The organism is Streptomyces sp. NPDC025651 (assembly GCF_055558735.1).
In genome coordinates this window covers 564,207-582,748 of sequence record NZ_JBVHLZ010000005.1, presented here as the reverse complement: position 1 = coordinate 582,748, position 18,542 = coordinate 564,207, and the positions used below count along the sequence as shown (strand labels likewise).

The following is an 18,542-nucleotide window of genomic DNA, read 5'->3' as shown; positions in this document are numbered from 1 at the left end:
TCGGGATTGTTTTTTTGTCGCGGCTGGGGGGGCCGGGGTGCGGCTGGGCGAGCCGGGGGAAGTCGCCGGGCGGGTGGGGGGGGGGGGGGGGGCCGGGGCCCCCCCCCCCCACCCCGGCACCCTCACTCGTCGTCGTTGACCCAGGACATCAGCTTGCGCAGCTCCTTGCCCGTGGTCTCCAGGAGGTGGTTCTCGTCCTGGGTCTTGTACTCGTTGTACTTCTTCAGACCGCCGTGGTACTCGTCCATCCAGTTCTTGGCGAACGTGCCGTCCTGGATCTCCGCGAGGACCTTCTTCATCTCGGCCTTGGTGGCGTCCGTGATGATCCGCGGGCCGGTGATGTAGTCGCCCCACTCGGCGGTCTCGGAGACGGACCAGCGCATCTTCTCCAGGCCGCCCTCGTACATGAGGTCCACGATCAGCTTCAGCTCGTGGAGGCACTCGAAGTACGCGATCTCCGGCTGGTAGCCGGCCTCGGTCAGCGTCTCGAAGCCCGCCTTGACCAGCGCGGCGGTGCCGCCGCAGAGCACGGCCTGCTCGCCGAACAGGTCGGTCTCGGTCTCCTCGGTGAAGGTCGTCTTGATGACGCCCGCACGCGTGCCGCCGATGCCCTTGGCGTACGAGAGCGCCAGCGGGAAGCCGTTGCCGGTGGCGTCCTGCTCGACGGCCGCGATGCACGGGACGCCGCGGCCCTCCTCGTACTGGCGACGGACGAGGTGGCCCGGGCCCTTGGGGGCGACCATGGCGACGTCGACGCCGGCCGGGGGCTTGATGAAGCCGTAGCGGATGTTCAGGCCGTGGCCGAAGAACAGGGCGTCGCCGTCCTTGAGGTTGTCCTTGATGGACTCCTCGTAGACCTGGGCCTGGATCGGGTCCGGCACCAGGATCATGATGACGTCGGCCTCGGCCGCCGCCTCGGAGGGGGTGACGACCCGCAGGCCCTGCTCCTCGGCCTTGGTCTTGGACTTGGAGCCCTCGTGCAGACCGACGCGGACGTCGACACCCGAGTCACGCAGCGACAGCGCGTGGGCGTGGCCCTGGCTGCCGTAGCCGATGACCGCGACCTTGCGGCCCTGGATGATGGACAGGTCGGCGTCGTCGTCGTAGAACAGCTCGGCCACTGGGAATCTCCTATGTGTGCTGGTGTTGCGTCCCACCGTACGGCGGGCGGGGGAAGGAAAGTTTGCCGGTCTCGCCATGCGGTCCGGAATGCGCTCACGCGGTCCGGTCGAGCGCCCGCAGGCTGCGGTCCGTGATGGAGCGGGAGCCGCGGCCGATCGCGATGGTGCCGGACTGGACGAGCTCCTTGATGCCGAAGGGCTCCAGCATCTTGAGCATGGCCTCCAGCTTGTCGCTGCTGCCGGTGGCCTCGATGGTGACCGCCTCCGGGGAGACGTCCACGGTCTTGGCGCGGAACAGCTGGACGATCTCGACGATCTGGGAGCGGGTCTCGTTGTCGGCGCGGACCTTCGCCAGGACGAGTTCGCGGGCGACGGCGGCGCCCGGCTCCAGTTCGACGATCTTCAGGACGTTGACGAGCTTGTTGAGCTGCTTCGTGACCTGTTCGAGCGGCAGGTCCTCGACATTCACGACGATGGTGATGCGGGAGATGTCGGGGTGCTCGGTGACGCCCACGGCGAGCGAGTCGATGTTGAAGCCGCGGCGCGAGAACAGGGCGGCGATCCGGGCGAGGATGCCGGGGGTGTTCTCGACCAGGACGGAGAGCGTGTGCTTGGACATGGCGGTGGGTCTCTCTTTCGCTCTCGGTCTCAGTCGTCTTCGTTGTCGCCGAAGTCGGGGCGGACGCCCCGGGCCGCCATGACCTCGTCGTTCGAGGTGCCGGCCGCGACCATCGGCCAGACCTGGGCGTCCTCGTGGACGATGAAGTCGACCACGACGGGGCGGTCGTTGATGGCGTTGGCCTCGGCGATGACCTTGTCGAGGTCCTCGGGGCGCTCGCAGCGCAGCGCCACGCAGCCCATGGCCTCCGACAGCTTCACGAAGTCCGGGACGCGGGTGCCCTTGTTAGGGCCGATGTCCTCGGGACCGCTGTGCAGGACGGTGTTGGAGTAACGCTGGTTGTAGAACAGCGTCTGCCACTGGCGGACCATCCCGAGGGCGCCGTTGTTGATGATGGCGACCTTGATCGGGATGTTGTTCAGGGCGCAGGTGGTGAGCTCCTGATTGGTCATCTGGAAGCAGCCGTCGCCGTCGATCGCCCAGACCGTCCGGTCGGGCTGTCCGGCCTTGGCGCCCATCGCGGCCGGGACCGCGTACCCCATCGTCCCGGCGCCGCCGGAGTTGAGCCAGGTCGCGGGCTTCTCGTACTCGATGAAGTGCGCGGCCCACATCTGGTGCTGGCCGACGCCCGCCGCGAAGATCGTGTCCTCCGGGGCGAGTTGGCCGATGCGCTCGATGACCTGCTGCGGGGAGAGCGAGCCGTCCTCGGGCTGCGTGTAGCCCAGCGGGTAGGTCTCGCGCCAGCGGTTGAGGTCGGCCCACCATGCGGTGTAGTCGCCCGTGTGGCCCTCGGTGTGCTCGGCCTGGACGGCCTGGACGAGGTCGGCGATGACCTCGCGCGCGTCACCGACGATCGGCACGTCGGCGGCGCGGTTCTTGCCGATCTCGGCCGGGTCGATGTCGGCGTGGACGATCTTCGCGTACGGGGCGAAGCTGTCCAGCTTGCCGGTGACGCGGTCGTCGAATCGGGCTCCGAGGGCGACGATCAGGTCGGCCTTCTGCAGCGCGGTGACGGCGGTGACCGCACCGTGCATGCCCGGCATTCCGACGTGCAGCGGGTGGCTGTCGGGGAATGCGCCGAGCGCCATCAGTGTGGTGGTGACGGGCGCTCCGGTGAGCTCTGCCAGGACCTTCAGCTCGGCGGTGGCCCGGGCCTTCAGGACGCCGCCGCCGACGTACAGGACCGGGCGCCTGGCCGCGGTGATGAGCTTGGCGGCCTCGCGGATCTGCTTGGCGTGCGGCTTGGTCACCGGGCGGTAGCCGGGCAGGTCCTGCTGCGGCGGCCAGGAGAACGTCGTCCGCGCCTGCAGCGCGTCCTTCGCGATGTCCACGAGGACGGGGCCGGGGCGCCCGGTGGAGGCGATGTGGAACGCCTCGGCGATGGTCCGCGGGATGTCCTCGGCCTTGGTGACCAGGAAGTTGTGCTTGGTGATGGGCATCGTGATGCCGACGATGTCCGCCTCCTGGAAGGCGTCCGTGCCGATCGCCTTGGAGGCCACCTGACCGGTGATCGCGACCATCGGGACGGAGTCCATGTGGGCGTCGGCGATCGGGGTGACCAGGTTGGTGGCGCCGGGGCCGCTCGTCGCCATGCAGACGCCGACCTTGCCGGTGGCCTGCGCGTATCCGGTGGCCGCGTGACCCGCGCCCTGCTCGTGCCTGACCAGGACGTGCCGCACCCGGGTGGAGTCCATCATCGGGTCGTACGCGGGAAGGATGGCGCCGCCGGGAATGCCGAACACCGTGTCGGCCCCGACTTCCTCGAGAGAACGAATGAGGGACTGCGCGCCCGTGACGTGCTCGACGGGGGCGGACTGCTGTCCTGAGGATCGGGGCCGCGGCTGCGGATGGTGGGCCCCGGTGGCCTGCTCGGTCATCGGCATTCTCTTCTCGAAGCTGAGGGTTTTTGCGGGGTGTTTGCGGGGGTTTGGCAGGTGCCAGTGCAACAAAAAACCCCTCGTGCCGTGAGGCAAGCGAGGGGAGCGCGCCGGGTGCGGTCGCTGGGGATTCCGGTGTGTTCGGACCGGTCAGTCCCAGCTTCAGCCGACGCGCTTTCCAAGTACGAGAATTCGGGTGCGCATGGCATTGACCCTCCCCCCGGCACGCTGCACCTGTCAAGTAGGTGGGACGGGGGTCTCATTATGTGAGCGGGCGAAGGGCGAGGAGCCGCCCGCGTACTTCCCGGAAGGGCCGCTTCCGAAGGCCGCCGAAGGGCCGCCCCCGTACGCCCCCGGGGGCCCGCCCGCGAACACCGGCTCGGCCGGGCAGCGCGGCACCGGGTACTCGCCCATCGTGAGCGCCCGGCGCAGCCGGTACTCGTCCAGGGGCCCGGAGAACGCCATGCCCTGCCCGTGCGTGCAGCCCATCGCGCGCAGGGCGACCACCTGCTCGGGCAGGTCGACGCCGTCGGCCACGGAGAGCAGCCCGAGGTCGTTGGCGATGCGGAGCAGCCCTGAGGTGATCTTGTGCAGCCGCGCGGACTCGACGACGCCCTCGATGAGGCTGCGGTCCAGCTTCAGTACGTCCACGGGGAGCCGGCGCAGGGCCGTGATCGCCGCGTACCCGCTGCCGAAGCCGTCGAGCGCGATGCGTACGCCGAGTCGGCGCAGGCCCGTCAGGCGGCGCTCCAGCTCGTCCAGGGAGACCCGGGGGTCGCTGTCGGCGAGCTCGATGATGAGCGCGCCGGAGGGCAGGCCGTGCCGGGTCAGGAGCGCCTCGATGGAGCCGAGCGGCATGGACCGGTCCAGCAGGCGGCGCGCGCTCATCCGCACCGCGACAGGCACCGCGTGGCCGGTGCGGCCGCGCTCGGCGGCCTGCTCGACGGCCTCTTCGAGCATCCAGCGGCCGAGCTCGGTGGCGCGGTCGCCGTCCTGGCCGTCGCCGCCCTCGGACACCCGCAGGAACTCGGCGGGCGTGAAGAGGATGCCCTGCGCCGAGCGCCAGCGCGCCTGTGCCGCGACCGACGTGATCCGGCCGTCGTCGAGACAGACCACGGGCTGGTGGAGCAGCGCGAACTCGCCGTCGTGCAGGGCGGCGCGCAGCCGCGTCGCGAGCTCCGCCTTGCGGACGACGTCGGCCTGCATCTGGGGGGCGTACAGCTCGACGCGGCCCTTGCCCGCGGCCTTGGCGCGGTACATCGCGAGGTCGGCGTTGCGCAGCAACTCCCCCGCGCTGATGCCCGGTTCGGCGAAGGACACGCCGATGGACGCCGCGACGCGTACGTCGTTCCCGTCGATGACGTAGGGCTGGGACAGGGTGATTCTCAGCCGGTCGGCGAGCTCGAAGATGTGCTGTTCTCTCGCGGCGTGGTCTCTGCTCCCGTCGCCGACGATGAGGGCCGCGAACTCATCGCCGCCGAGCCGGGAGGCGGTGTCGCCCGAACGCACCGCCTCCTGAAGTCTGCGCGCGGCCTGGATGAGCAGTTCGTCACCGGCCTGGTGTCCGATGGTGTCGTTGACCGCCTTGAAGCCGTCGAGGTCGATGAAGAGCACCGCCGTGCCGCGGTCGGTCGCTCTGCGGCCGGTCAGCGCCTGACCCACGCGCCGGGTGAACAGGGCGCGGTTGGGCAGGTCGGTGAGCGGGTCGTGCTCGGCGTTGTGCTGCAACTGCGCCTGGAGGCGGACCCGTTCGGTGACGTCCCTGCTGTTGAAGATGAGGCCGCCCTGGTGGCGGTTGACGGTGGACTCCACGTTCAGCCAGTCGCCGTCGCCGGACTTGAAGCGGCACTCGATGCGGGTGGTCGGTTCCTCGACGGGGTTGGCGGCGAGGAACCTGCGGACCTCGTGGACGACCCGGCCGAGGTCCTCGGGGTGCATCAGCGAGGCCAGTTCGGAGCCGACGAGCTCTTCGGCGTCGCGGCCGTAGACCCCGGCGGCGGCCGGGCTGACGTATCGGAGGATGCCGTTCGGCGCGGCGATCATGATGACGTCGCTGGAACCCTGCACCAGGGACCGGAAGTGGTTCTCCTTCTGGGCCAGCTCCTGGGTGAGCGTGATGTTGTCCAGGAGCATGATCCCCTGCCGCACCACGAGGGCGAGCACGACGGTGCCCGCGGTGAAGAGCACGACGCGGTCGACGCTGCGGCCGCTCAGTACGTTGTAGAGGATCCCCAACGTACAGACGGCGGCGGCCAGGTACGGCGTGAGGGCGGCCAGCGATCCGGCGATCGGACGGGTCGCGGCGGCCCGCTGCTGCTCCTCGGGCCCGCTGTCGTACTGCACGCGCGCGTGGGCCTGTCCGTATCCCCCGCGCGCGTGCCAGGGGGCGGCCCATGGGGCGTACGCGAGGAGGAGCGAGCCCGCGAACCAGCCGGCGTCCAGCATCTGGCCCGAGCGGTAGCTGGCGTGCAGCAGCGGCGAGGTGAAGAGCGCGTCGCACATGACGGTCAGGGCCAGCGCGCCGATCGCGGTGTTCACCGCGGTGCGGTTGGCCGACGACCGTCTGAAGTGCAGCGCGAGGACCATGCTGACCAGCGCGATGTCGAGGAGCGGATAGGCGAGCGACAGCGCGGCGTGCGCGACGCTCTGGCCTTCGAACTGCGCGGTGTGCGCGAGGGCCAGGCTCCAGGAGAGCGTGAGGAGCGAGCCCCCGATCAGCCAGGAGTCGAGGGCGAGGCAGACCCAACCCGCCTTCGTCACCGGGCGCTTGGCGAGCACGAGCAGGCCGATGATGGCGGGCGGGGCGAAGCACAGGAAGAACAGGTCGGCGAGGCCGGGGCTCGGCACGGGGCGCTCGAGGACGACCTCGTACCAGCCCCATACCGCGTTGCCGATCGCTGCCATCGCGGAGGAGAGCGCGAACAGCAGCCATGCGGGTCGAAACCGGCTGCGGCGCGTGCGGGAGTAGCGGAAACAGGAGATCGCGGCGGCCGCGGCGGCGACGCTCAGCCCGAAGTCGCCCATGATCAGGGCGAGTCGGTGCGATCCCCAGCCGAGCGCCGAGCCGGTGGCGTACGCCCCACAGATCAGCAGCAGCGCCAGCTGGGAGACGAGGCCGCGGCCGCCGGGCAGGGGTCGCCGGGTCAGCGGCGCCCCGGGCGGCAGCGGCGCCGTCGCCACGCCCCCTTCGAGGACGGTGGCGGAGGACGGGCGGGCGCTCACCGGGCCGCCCTGCTCCGCGCCGCCCCCGTGTCCGTCCGGCCCTCGCGTCGGCCTGGCCGGCACTGGCGCTGATGCGTCCGGCGCCGAGCGCTCGTGCGGCTCCCGCCGCGCCTGCGTCTGCGGGCCGGTGCGCGTGTGAGTCGCCGGCGGCGGTCCCGCCGCGTCGGATCGTTCGCCCATAGGCCGTGCATCGCCCGTCGCCCCCCTCGCAGTCTGATGTCTCATCCCCTGCGCCGAACGGGTCCACGGCGCATCCCCTGTCGGGACGATACACCAGTCTCGTCACTCAGGGACATAGCTTCTCTACGCTGCGTGACTGTCGGACAGGAAGCGGACACGTGGCGCACGCATGCGGGTGCGGAGCGTGCACAAAGCGACCCCGGTTGATCAACTGCCCGTGGTCAGCACGATGTTGTCCAGTGGACGTCCGGCGACGTACGCGGTCAGCTGCGCCGCCAGCAGGCGCTTGGCGCGGGGCAGGAACGCGGACGACGATCCGCCCACGTGCGGACTGATGAGCACTCCGGGAGCGTGCCACAGCGGGTGACCTGCGGGCAGCGGTTCCGGGTCGGTCACGTCGAGAGCGGCGGTGATGCGCCCCGACTCCAGTTCGGCGACGAGCGCCTTGGTGTCGACGACGGGGCCGCGGGCGACGTTCACGAGCAGCGCGCCGTCCTTCATGCGGGCCAGGAAGTCCTCTCCCACCAGGCCGCGTGTGGTCTCGGTGAGCGGCGTGGAGAGGATGACGACGTCCGCGCCGGGCAGCAGGGACGGCAGCTCGGCGAGCGGGTGCACGGGACCGCGCTCCGTGGCACGGCCGGAGCGCGCGACGCGCGCCACCCGCGCGCATTCGAAGGGGGTGAGCCTGTCCTCGATTGCGGAACCGATCGATCCGTAACCAATGATGAGCACGGACTTGTCGGCGAGCGCCGGATAGAACCCGGACCGCCACTCCTCCTGCCGCTGCCCCTCCACGAAGCGCGGGACGCCCCGCAGGGCGGCGAGGGTCAGGGTGAGGGCGAGCTCGGCGGTGCTGGTCTCGTGCACTCCGCGCGCGTTGCACAACCGCACACCGGGCGCCAGGAACTTGAGCCCGGGTTCCACGTGGTCGATGCCCGCGGTCAGGGTCTGTACGACGCGCACGGACGTCATCGCGGACAGGGGGCGTACGGCGATCTCCGTGCTCTTCATGTAGGGCACCACGTAGAAGGCGCAGTCGGCCGGGTCCGCGGGGAAGTCCGGGCCACCGTCCCAGAAGCGGTAGTCGAGCCCCGCTTCCGACGCCTCGGGGAGCCCTTGGATGTCGTGCGCTTCGAACGGAAGCCATACGTCTGTCGTCATGGCCAGGAGGCTAGTGCGCACCGGTGGAACGCCGCCGTCGGGGAGGCAGCGCTCGGGGCCGGGACGGCAGCGGTTAGTTTGGGTGATCTCCGGACGAGGAGTGGGGAGGGCACGGCCAGGTGGACCGCAGGACGATCGGCGCGGGGGCGCTCGAAGTGGGCGCCGTCGGACTCGGCTGCATGCCGATGAGCTGGGCGTACACCGGCTCACGGCAGCGGGGCGACACGTCCTTGCGCACCGTGCACGCCGCGTTGGACGCCGCCGGGGGCGACGGCCGGACGCTGCTGGACACGGCGGACATGTACGGGCCGTTCACCAATGAGCTGCTGATCGGCAGGGTGCTGAAGGAGCGGCGTGCCGAGGCGTTCGTGTCGACGAAGTGCGGGCTGCTCGTGGGCGAGCAGCACATCGTCGCCAACGGCCGCCCCGGCTATGTGAAGCGGGCCTGCGACGCCTCGCTGCGGCGGCTGCAGACGGAGACCATCGACCTGTACCAGCTGCACCGCGCCGACCCCGAGGTGCCCATCGAGGAGACCTGGGGGGCGATGGCCGAGCTCGTCGCCGCGGGGAAGGTGCGGGCGCTGGGGCTGTGCGCGGTGGGGGCTCGCGCTCATCGGCGTACCGCGCCGGGGCGTCCCGGGGCGGGTCTGCACGACCTGACGATCCGGCAGTTGGAGCGGGTGCAGCAGGTCTTTCCGGTGAGCGCGGTGGAGGCCGAGCTGTCGGTGTGGTCGCCCGAGGCGCTGGACGCGCTGCTGCCGTGGTGTGTGGCGCGCGGGGTCGGTCTCCTCGCGGCGATGCCGTTGGGGAATGGTTTCCTCACCGGCACGCTGACGCCGGGGCAGGGCTTCGAGCCGGACGACCTGCGGGCCCGGCACCCCCGCTTCACCGCCGAGATGATGGCGGCCAACCAGCCGCTGGTGGTGGGGCTGCGCCGGGTGGCGGAGCGGCACGGGGCGACTCCGGCGCAGGTCGCGCTGGCGTGGGTGCTGGCACAGGGGCGGCATGTGGTGCCGATTCCCGGCGCGAAGCGGGAGCGCTGGGCGGTGGAGAACGCCGGGGCGGCGGCGGTGCGGCTGACGGCGGAGGACCTGGCGGAGATCGCGGCGCTGCCGGCGGCGCTGGGGTCGTGGGACTGAGCGGGGTCTGCGCCGACCTGGGCCGCGGGCCGTGATCTCGTGGCGGAGGATGGGGAACCTGCGGGGCGCGAGCGGTGTATGAACAGGAGAAGCGCTGCGTCGAAGGGATCCTGATCGTGCAACGACCTGCTGTGACAACCGTGTTGGCCGCTGTCGCCCTCGTGTTCGCGGCCGGATGCTCGTCCGGGGGCGGTGACGAGCCGGGCAACGGCAAGAGTCCGTCGAAGCCCGAGAAGTCGGCCCAGTCCCCCACCCGGAAGCCCGGCGTGGAGGCCCCACCGGAGAAGGGTTCGGCGAAGGTCACGCGCACGCTCGCCACGGACCTGAAGTCCCCATGGGGCCTCGCCGCCCTGCCCGACGGTGACCTCCTGGTCTCCTCGCGCGACGAGGGGACGATCACCCGGGTCGACGGCCGGACGGGCAAGAAGACGGAGCTGGGCTCGGTCCCCGGCGTCTCCCCCGGCGGCGAGGGCGGCCTGATGGGCCTCGCGCTCTCTCCTTCGTACGCGTCGGACCACATGGTGTACGCGTACTTCACGACGGAGTCCGACAACCGCATCGCCCGCATGCTGTACGACGAGAAGAAGCCCTCCGGCGAACAACTGGGCGCGCCCGACACGGTGTTCAAGGGCATCCCCAAGGGCGTGATCCACAACGGCGGCCGGATCGCCTTCGGCCCGGACAAGATGCTGTACGCGGGCACGGGCGAGACGGGCGACACGGGCCTCGCGCAGGACAAGGAGTCCCTGGGCGGCAAGATCCTCCGCATCACCCCCGACGGCGAGCCGGCCCCCGACAACCCCTTCGACGACTCCCCCGTCTATTCGTACGGCCACCGCAATGTCCAGGGCCTCGCCTGGGACGAGGAGAAGCGGCTGTGGGCCTCGGAGTTCGGCCAGAACACCTGGGACGAGCTGAACGAGATCAAGGCCGGCGACAACTACGGCTGGCCGGAGGTCGAGGGCAAGGGCGACGGCGGAGAGGGTTTCCACGCCCCGGTCGCCGTGTGGAAGACGTCCGAGGCGTCACCGAGCGGCGTCGCCTATGCCAAGGGCTCGGTGTGGATGGCGGGCCTGGGCGGCAAACGGTTGTGGCGCATCCCCGTGCGGGGCGTGGAAGGCGACCCGAAGCCACAGGACTTCCTGACCGACGAACACGGCCGACTGCGCACGGTGCTCGCCGCGGGCGGCGACAAACTCTGGGTGGTCACGAGCGAGACGGATTCGCGGGGGACGCCGGAGAAGGGCGACGACAAGATCCTGGAGGTGAAGGTGAAGTAACTCGACTGCCGGACGGGCCGGAGGACCGGGGCGTCACCGGGAGGCCGGGCACCGCCGAAGGGCCGGGCCTCACCGGACGGCTGCGCGTCACCGGCGGGCCGGGCGTCGCCGGAGAGCCGGGCCTCACGGGACGGCCGGGCGTCACCGGGAGGCCGGGCACCGCCGAAGGGCCGGGCCTCACCGGACGGCTGCGCGTCACCGGCGGGCCGGGCATCGCCGGAGAGCCGGGCCTCACCGGACGGCCGGGCGTCGCCGGAAGGCCGGGCGTCGCCGGAAGGCCGGGCGTCGCCGGAGAGCCAGGCGTCGTCGGAAGGTCAGTCGTCGCCCGCGTCGTCGGGACCCGGTGTCTCGTCGGTGCGTGGGGACGGGACGGGTGGGCGTACGACCACCTTGCCCGACGTCAGGTCGATCGGCCCCCGGCCGGGGTCGCCGTCGGCGAGGTCGACGCGGGTCATCTCCAGGCGCTTCTGCTCGTCGTCGGTGTGCTTGCGCCCCGGCGCGAACAGGGCCTCGATCGCGTTGAACACTCCGCCTCCCAAGAGCCGAGATCCTGCCGTCAAGCGTAAGCGAGGTCGCCCGAAACCGGCCGGGGCCGCCAAGGCCCAGGTCAACCGGCCATCGGCTGGTCTCCCGCGGGGAACAGCCGCAGGCGGTGGGCGAGGGCCGCGGCCTCGCCTCGGCCGGTGACGGACAGCTTGGCGAGGATGTTGGAGACGTGGACGCTCGCCGTCTTCGGGGAGATGAAGAGCTCCTCGGCGATCTGGCGGTTGCTGCGGCCCACCGCGACCAGCCGCAGGACGTCCCGCTCCCGGCTGGTCAGGCCGAGCGCCTCGGCGGGGTCCGCAGGGGCGGCGGGGGCGGGCGCGGACTCGGCAGTGTTCAGGGTGAGGCGGGCCCGCTGGGCGAGGCCGGTGATGGAGTCGGCGAGCGGCCGGGCGCCGAGCCGTTCGGCCACCTCCCCTGCCTGGCGCAGCAGTTGGGCGGCGCGCCCGCGGTCGGTGGTGTCCGGGGCGAGCAGGGACTCGGCGAGCCGGAGGCGGACGCGGGCGAGGTCGTAGGGGCGGTCGAGGGGTTCGACGGCGGCGACGACGGCGGCCCAGTCGGCGGGGCCGTCACGGTCCTCGGAGCGCAGGAGTTCGGCGCGGGTCCACTCGTCGTAGGCGCGCCAGAGCGGGATGGGCGTGGTGAGGGACTTGGTGACCGCGCGGATGCGGGCGACGGCCTCGATACGCCCCGCTTCGGAGGCGGGCAGCCCGCGGGCGTCGGCCTCCATCGTGGCGGCGGCGAGGAGCAGCGGCCAGCCGTACTTGTAGGTGCCGAAGGGCAGGCCGGCGGCGAGGCCGCGCTCGACCTCGGCGCGGCCGTCGAGGACGCGGCCCTCGGCTGCGGCGATGCCGAGGGCGATGGCGGCCAGCGGCAGGATGTACTGCGGCTGCGGGTCGTGGCTGCCGTAGTGGTGGTGGGCGCTCTGGAGGTACCGGGTGGCCGCCGCGTAGTCACCGCGGTAGAGCGCCATGCGCGCGGAGCACTGCGCGGCCGAGCCGCGGGGCTTGGCGCTCTGCGCGCAGCGGTGGGTCTGGACGACGGCTTCGGACGCCTCGTCCCAGCGGCCGAGGGAGAGCAGGGACTCGGCGGCATTGCCCCAGACCCAGCCCTCGGTGTCCATCAGGCCGTACTTCCGGCAGAACTCGATGCCCTCCATCGCGACCTTCACGGACTCGGCGGAGCGGCCGACGCCCTCCAGGGCTGAGGGGAGGTTGATGTGGGCGCGGCTCAGGTTGGCGACGAGGCCCTGTTCGACGACGCGGTCCCTGACCTCGTACATCTCCGCGAGGCCGGCCTCCGGCTCACCGGCCTCGATGAGGAGGTTGCCGCGGGTGAGGCGGGCGTTGAGTTCGATCGTGTCGGCCTTGACCATGCGGGCGTACTCGACGGCTCGCTCGGCGGCGGCCATGGTCTCCGGGCCCGGGTCGTGCAGCATGCCCCAGGAGGCGCGGTGGACGAGGACGTCGGCGTGCACCTCGGAGGGCGGCAGCCCCCGCATCAGCTCCTGCGCCTTGGCGATCTCCTCCCAGCCGTCGCCGCGGCCCAGGGTGGAGACGAGGCTGGAGCGGGCGATCCAGAACCAGGCGGAGCGAAGGGGGTCCCCTCCGTTCGAACCCCGTTGAGAACTCGGGGCAGGGTCGTTCTCGCCGTCCAGGAGGCGCAGGGCGCGCTTGGTGATCTTCAGGGCGCGTTCGCGGTCGCCGCAGAGCCGACCGGCGACGGTGGCCTCGGCCATCAGGTCGAGATAGCGCAGCGGGGCGGTGGCGGGGTCGCAGCCGCAGGCGGGGTAGCCCTCGACGTAGTCGGCGGGGCGGAGCTGTTCGCGCACGGCTTCCGGGACGGCGTCCCAGAGCTCCATCGCCCTTTCCAGCAGGCTCAGTTGCTCGGCGTAGGCGTGCCGACGGCGGGCCTCGACGGAGGCGCCGAGGACGGCGGGCAGGGCCTTGGCGGCGTCGTGCGCGTAGTACCAGTAGGTGGCGAGGCGGGTGGCGCGCTGATCGGCGGCGACGAGCGAGGGGTCCGCCTCCAGGGCCTCGGCGAAGCGGCGGTTGATGCGGGAGCGCTCGCCGGGCAGCAGGTCGTCGCTGACCGCCTCGCGGACCAGGGAGTGCCGGAAGCGGTAGCCGTCGCCGTCCGGCGAGGCGAGCAGGATGTTGGCGCCGACGGCGGCCCGCAGCGCCTCGATCAGGTCGTCCTCGGAGAGCCCGGCGGCCTCGGCGAGCAGTTCGTACTCGACGGTGGAGCCGCCCTCGGCGACGATCCGTGCCACCCGCTGGGTGTCCTCGGGCAGTTTCTCGACGCGCACCAGGAGCAGGTCGCGCAGGGAGTCCGTCAGGTCCGCGCAGCTGCCGCCGTGGGAGGCGACGGCGAGCTCCTCGACGAAGAAGGCGTTGCCGTCGGAGCGGTCGAATATGTCGTCCACCAGGGACGGTTCGGGTTCGGCCGCGAGTATCCCGGCCATCTGGCGGGCGACCTCGTCCTTGCTGAAGCGGCCGAGCTCGATGCGGCGCACGGTGCGCAGCCGGTCCAGCTCGGCGAGCAGGGGGCGCAGCGGGTGACGGCGGTGGATGTCGTCGGCGCGGTAGGTGGCGAGGAGGACGAGGCGGCCGCCGCGCAGCGTGCGGAAGAGATAGGCGAGGAGGTTGCGGGTCGAGGCGTCGGCCCAGTGCAGGTCCTCCAGGGCGACGACGACCGTGCGGTCGCGGGAGAGGCGCTCCAGGAGGCGGGCGGTGAGTTCGAAGAGGCGTGCCATGCCCTGCTCGTCGGACCTGCCGCCGTGGGCGCCGGGTGCCGTGGAGGCCAGTTCGGGCAGCAGCCTGGCGAGCTCCTCCTCCTGGCCCTCGGCCGCGGCGGCAAGATCGTCGGGCAGCTGCCGGCGCAGCGCGCGCAGGGCGGTGGCGAACGGGGCGAACGGCAGGCCGTCGGCGCCGATCTCGACGCAGCCGCCGACCGCGACGACGGCGCCCTGCCGCCGTGCGGCCTCGGTGAACTCCTCGACGAGGCGCGTCTTGCCGACGCCCGCCTCGCCGCCGAGCAGCAACGCCTGCGGCTCGCCCGGGCCGGGTCCCCCTGCCTCCGCGAGGCCGAGAGGGGTTCCCGTGGCACGGGCGAGCGCTTCGTTCAGTACGCCCAGTTCGTCGGCGCGGCCGACGAACACCGGGCTGACGGACCTGGTCTCCACAGCCGCGAGCATCGCACAGTGCGCGGCCCGCGCGGCACCCGATATCCGCGGAGCGGTCACCGGCACAGGCCCTTCCATCTCAGGCGGCCCGCGTGCAGCGGGTCCTTCCGAGAGTCCTGCCGAGCGTCTTGCCGATGGCCCTCCCGAGGGGCGCCCTCACCTGCCCCTCGGCTTCGTGGCGGGCCGAGCGGCGGGCGGCGGCGCGGACCGTGCGGGCCTCGCGGAGCAGTCGGCCCTCGGCGGCCTCCCGGCGCAGGTCGGCGGCGCGGAGCTGGTGCATCTCGTACTCGAACATCTCGTACCCCTTGGGTTGTTGTGGTTCTCGGTGGTTCCCATCGCTCTGTGCGATGTCTCCACTCTCGTCTCCCAGGGGGGTCGGCCACATCGGGCGAGTGCCGCATCTCAAGGGGGTGGGGGGGCCTTAGGCACGAAGAAGGGCGGGGCAGGGGCCTTAGCCCCTGCCCCGCCCTTGCCTTAGGCCTGTGCGGAACGGCTCAGGACGGTGCCGAGGGCAGTCCGAGCAGCAGGTCCGAGTACTTGGCGACGGCGAGGACCAGCCCGATCACGCCGAGGGCGACACCCGCCCAGGCCACGGACTTGATCCACGGGGCCTGTTCCTGGCCCGGGGCGCCGAACAGGGGCTTGACCAGCACCAGGAAACCGCTGACCAGGGCCGCGAGCGCGAAGATGCCCGCGATGAGCGCGGTGATCTTCCAGGAGTCGCCGTACAGGGCCTGGATCTGCGCGGCGACGTCCGCGGACTGCCGGGTCTCCAGCTGCCCGATGATGTTCGAGCGCGCCGAGGCGACGGTGCCGAGCCAGCCACCCGAGAGACCGATCACGCCGAGCGCGGCGGAGACCACGGCCACGGCGCCCTGGCCGACGCCGGCGGACTTGGCGGGGGCGGCGGGCCCGGCATCGAGCTCCGCGGCGCCCTCGCCCTCGTCCTCCACGTCAGCTTCGACGTCGGCTTCGCTCGAAGCCTCGGATCCGGCCTTCGCGTCGGCCTCCGCGTCCGCCTCCACACCGGACTTGGTGTCCTTGGTGAGGTCGGCGGCCTTGTCCGTCCTGGTACCGACGGCGTCCTCGGGGCCGCCCTCCTCGGTCGCTTCCTCGGTCCCGGCCGCGCCCTTGGCCCCGGCCGCGTCATCTGTCTTAGTACCCATGCTCCGCACCGTACGGACGGAGTCTGAGAGCTCTCTTAACGCGCGTCCCGTGCGTCCCGCGCCGCCCGCCACTCCGGGGCGAGGACCGCCCAGACCTCCATGTCGTGCCGCGTCCCCTGCCAGGGGAAACTCTCCCGCAGCACGGCGTCCCTGGTGAATCCGAGCCGCGCGGCCGCCGCTTTGCTGCGCTCGTTGAGGGAGGAGACCAGCCACTCCACGCGGTGCATGCCGCGCTGGTCCACGGCCCAGTCGACGAGGATCCGCGAGGCCTTGTTCACCAGGCCGCGCCCGGCGGCCGACGGCTCCAGCCAGACGCCGAGCTCGCAGCAGTCGGTGCTGGTGTCGAAGATCCGGAAGAGGACGCCGCCGACGAGCTTGTCGTCCAGCCAGATGCCGTAGAAGCGGCCGGTGTCGGACGCCTGCTTGTCGGCGTACCTCTGGAGGTGCGCCCGCGCGGAGTCCAGGTCCGTGACGGTCACGGTGAAGGGCACCCACGGCCCCGCGTACTCACGCGCCCGATCGACGTGTTCGAGAAACTCCTGTGCCTGCCACGGCTCCAGCGGCCGCAGCTCAGCGCCCTCGCCCAGCGATATCGCGAACATCCTGCTCCTTCAGCCCACCGGGGTCGTCTTCGTGTACGTCCCGCTGTCCCGGGATCCTCGCACGGTCGCCGCGCACGTTCGAACGACATTCGGGCGGCTCGATGCTGATGCGCGGCAGGAGGCGGTCCAGGCGGCGCGGCAGCCACCAGTTGGCGCCGCCGAGCATGTGCATGAGCGCCGGTACGAGCAGGGTGCGCAGGACGAACGCGTCGAGCGCGACGGCCGCGGCGAGCGCGATGCCGAACATCGCGATGACCCGGTCGCCGCTGAGGACGAAGGCGAGGAAGACCGAAATCATGATCACGGCCGCGGAGTTGATCACGCGGCTCGTCTCGGCGAGGCCGACGCGGACGGCCCGCCGGTTGTCGCCGGTCTCCAGCCACTCCTCGTACATCCGGCTGACCAGAAAGACCTGGTAGTCCATGGAGAGCCCGAAGAGGACCGAGACCATGATCACCGGCAGGAAGGGCTCGATCGGCCCCGCCCTGCCGAGCCCGAGCAGCTCGCTCCCCCAGCCCCACTGGAAGATCGCGACGACGATCCCGAAGGCGGAGGCGACGGCGGCGACGTTCATCGCGGCGGCCTTCAGCGGTATGCCGATCGAGCGGAAGGCCAGGAGCAGCAGGACGCAGCCGAGCCCGATGACCACGCCCACGAAGAGCGGCAGCTTGCCGACGATGATCTCCGCGAAGTCGTCGTAACTCGCGGTGACGCCGCCGACCTGCACGTCCAGGGAGCTGTCCGCCTCGGCCTTCGGCAGGACGTCGTCGCGCAGCCGGTCGACGAGTTCGCTGGTCGCCTCGGACTGCGGGGCGGAGTCGGGGACGACGGTGAGGAAGGCGGTGCGGCCGCTCTCGTCGTACGTCACCGGGCTCACGGAGGCGACGCCCTCGGTCGACTTCAGTGTGCCGGCCAGGTCGTCGAGGGCGGTGTGGTCACCCGCGCCGTAGACCTCGCTGACGAGTGTGAGGGGGCCGTTGACGCCGGGCCCGAAGCCCCCTCCGAGCAGGTCGTACGCCTGCCGCGTCGTGCTGGACGCCGGGTTGTTGCCCTGGTCGGACGTGCCCAGGTGCAGGGCGAAGGTGGGCAGCGCGAGCACGGCCATGACGAGGACCGCGACGGTGCCGAGCAGCTTGGGGTGGCGCTCCACGAAGGCGGCCCAGCGGGCGGCGAGCCCGGTCGGCACCTCCGGTTCGGGCCCGTTCTCGGCGAGCCTGCGGCGCTCGCGGCGGCCGAGGGCGCGCGGCCCGATCCAGGACAGCAGCGCGGGCAGCAGGGTCACGGACGCGGCGACGGTGAGGACGACGGTCAGCGAGGCGGCGATGGCCACGCCGTTGAGGAAGCCGAGCCGCAGGATGAGCATGCCGAGCAGGGCGATGCAGACGGTGGCGCCCGCGAAGACGACGGCGCGCCCGGTGGTGGCGACGGCGCGCTCGGCCGCGACGGCCACGGGCAGGCCGCGTTTGAGGCCCTTCCTGTGCCGGGTCACGATGAACAGGGCGTAATCGATGCCGACGCCGAGGCCGATCAGGGTGCCGAGCATGGGTGCGAAGTCGGCGACCGTCATCACATGGCCGAGCAGCACGATGCCCGCGTACGCGGTGCCGACCGACACCAGCGCGGTGGCGATGGGCAGGGCCGAGGCGGCGAGCGAACCGAAGGCGAGGAAGAGCACGACGGCCGCGACGGCGACCCCGACGATCTCGGCGACCTTGGCGCTCTTGGACTCGGTGAGGCCGATGGCGGTGCCGCCGAGCTCGACCTGGAGGTGGCTCGACCCGGCGGCCTTGGCGGTGTCGACGACGGCCTGCGCGTCCGCCTTGGAGATGTCGTCGGCCTGCTCGTGGAAGGTGACGGTGGCGTACGCCGTGCGGCCGTCCTCGCTGATCCGGCCCGCGCCCTTGGCGTCGTACGGGCCGGCCACGGAGGCCACGGCGGGCATCTTCGCGATCGTGTCGAGGGCGTCGGACATCGTCTGTTCGACGTCGGCGGCGTGGACCGTGGTGCCGGTTTTCGTGTGCCAGACGACGGTGTCGCTGTCGCCGCCGAGGCCGTGGAAGCCCTCGTTCAGGAGCTGGGTCGCGCGACCGGACTCGGTGCCGGGGACCTCGTAGTCGTTCGAGTACGCGGATCCCGCGACGGCGGCGGCGGTCGTGGTGCCGCCGAGCGCGACGAGCCAGAGCAGGACGGCGAGGAGGCGGTGCCTGACGCACCACCGTGCGAGTGCTGCCACGGACTGGCTCCCTGGATGGTTCGTGGATCTTTACCGGGAACAGCCGTGATGCGACGAACAGCCCGCAAAGAACGCATGAGCGGCGACTTGAGTGCCGCAGACACCTTGACAGCCCTTGGAGATCCTTAGTCCCTTTCGTGGCCTTACTCACAAGGGCACGAGGAGTGTGCGGGGGCCGCACGCGTGGTGCGCGGAGGGCCCTCGGGAACCTCCGC

The 18,542-nt window shown here is 71.7% G+C and carries 13 protein-coding genes; 2 read left to right on the top strand and 11 right to left on the bottom strand.

Annotated features, from left to right (window positions below):
- Nucleotides 1–122 precede the first annotated feature (122 nt).
- The 5 genes from ilvC to ACZ4D5_RS21900 form a co-directional block, all read right to left on the bottom strand.
- Nucleotides 123–1,121: a ketol-acid reductoisomerase gene (gene ilvC, locus ACZ4D5_RS21920; protein WP_362329126.1), complete on the bottom strand. Its 999-nt coding sequence runs from the start codon at nucleotides 1,119–1,121 to the stop codon at nucleotides 123–125.
- A 94-nt stretch (nucleotides 1,122–1,215) separates the two neighbouring features.
- Nucleotides 1,216–1,740 carry an acetolactate synthase small subunit gene (gene ilvN, locus ACZ4D5_RS21915; protein WP_467774033.1) on the bottom strand — a complete coding sequence of 175 codons (525 nt, stop codon included), beginning with the start codon at nucleotides 1,738–1,740 and terminating at the stop codon, nucleotides 1,216–1,218.
- A 29-nt stretch (nucleotides 1,741–1,769) separates the two neighbouring features.
- Nucleotides 1,770–3,617 (bottom strand): acetolactate synthase large subunit, encoded by a 1,848-nt coding sequence (locus tag ACZ4D5_RS21910; protein WP_467774032.1) that lies wholly within the window; start codon nucleotides 3,615–3,617, stop codon nucleotides 1,770–1,772.
- Nucleotides 3,618–3,854: 237 nt separating this feature from the next.
- Nucleotides 3,855–6,839 carry a putative bifunctional diguanylate cyclase/phosphodiesterase gene (locus ACZ4D5_RS21905; protein ID WP_467774031.1) on the bottom strand — a complete coding sequence of 995 codons (2,985 nt, stop codon included), beginning with the start codon at nucleotides 6,837–6,839 and terminating at the stop codon, nucleotides 3,855–3,857.
- Between the two features lie 387 nt (nucleotides 6,840–7,226).
- A complete protein-coding gene (locus tag ACZ4D5_RS21900; RefSeq protein WP_467774030.1) occupies nucleotides 7,227–8,180 on the bottom strand; it encodes a 2-hydroxyacid dehydrogenase in 954 nt (317 codons plus the stop codon).
- A gap of 119 nt (nucleotides 8,181–8,299) precedes the next feature.
- Between ACZ4D5_RS21900 and ACZ4D5_RS21895 the strand changes: the two genes are divergently transcribed.
- Together ACZ4D5_RS21895 and ACZ4D5_RS21890 are read left to right on the top strand one after the other, a co-directional pair.
- Nucleotides 8,300–9,319, top strand: a complete 1,020-nt coding sequence (locus tag ACZ4D5_RS21895) for an aldo/keto reductase (protein ID WP_467774029.1) — start codon at nucleotides 8,300–8,302, stop codon at nucleotides 9,317–9,319.
- A gap of 131 nt (nucleotides 9,320–9,450) precedes the next feature.
- Nucleotides 9,451–10,599 carry a PQQ-dependent sugar dehydrogenase gene (locus ACZ4D5_RS21890; RefSeq protein ID WP_467774028.1) on the top strand — a complete coding sequence of 383 codons (1,149 nt, stop codon included), beginning with the start codon at nucleotides 9,451–9,453 and terminating at the stop codon, nucleotides 10,597–10,599.
- A 314-nt stretch (nucleotides 10,600–10,913) separates the two neighbouring features.
- Here the strand turns inward: ACZ4D5_RS21890 and ACZ4D5_RS21885 are convergent, their stop codons facing one another.
- The 6 genes from ACZ4D5_RS21885 to ACZ4D5_RS21860 all read right to left on the bottom strand — a co-directional run bounded on the left by ACZ4D5_RS21885 (nucleotide 10,914) and on the right by ACZ4D5_RS21860 (nucleotide 18,327).
- Nucleotides 10,914–11,126, bottom strand: coding sequence for a DUF6191 domain-containing protein (locus tag ACZ4D5_RS21885; protein WP_467774027.1), 213 nt, complete (start codon nucleotides 11,124–11,126; stop codon nucleotides 10,914–10,916).
- Nucleotides 11,127–11,206: 80 nt separating this feature from the next.
- The gene (locus ACZ4D5_RS21880) at nucleotides 11,207–14,338 is read right to left on the bottom strand and encodes a helix-turn-helix transcriptional regulator (RefSeq protein WP_467774053.1); all 3,132 of its coding nucleotides are present in this window, start codon (nucleotides 14,336–14,338) and stop codon (nucleotides 11,207–11,209) included.
- A gap of 67 nt (nucleotides 14,339–14,405) precedes the next feature.
- A complete protein-coding gene (locus ACZ4D5_RS21875) occupies nucleotides 14,406–14,621 on the bottom strand; it encodes a hypothetical protein (protein ID WP_467774026.1) in 216 nt (71 codons plus the stop codon).
- Nucleotides 14,622–14,820: 199 nt separating this feature from the next.
- Nucleotides 14,821–15,492, bottom strand: a complete 672-nt coding sequence (locus ACZ4D5_RS21870) for a hypothetical protein (RefSeq protein WP_467774025.1) — start codon at nucleotides 15,490–15,492, stop codon at nucleotides 14,821–14,823.
- A gap of 35 nt (nucleotides 15,493–15,527) precedes the next feature.
- Nucleotides 15,528–16,094: a GNAT family N-acetyltransferase gene (locus ACZ4D5_RS21865; RefSeq protein ID WP_467774024.1), complete on the bottom strand. Its 567-nt coding sequence runs from the start codon at nucleotides 16,092–16,094 to the stop codon at nucleotides 15,528–15,530.
- Nucleotides 16,063–18,327 (bottom strand): MMPL family transporter, encoded by a 2,265-nt coding sequence (locus ACZ4D5_RS21860; RefSeq protein WP_467774023.1) that lies wholly within the window; start codon nucleotides 18,325–18,327, stop codon nucleotides 16,063–16,065. The genes ACZ4D5_RS21865 and ACZ4D5_RS21860 overlap by 32 nt, the downstream gene beginning before the upstream one ends.
- Between the last annotated feature and the right edge of the window lie 215 nt (nucleotides 18,328–18,542).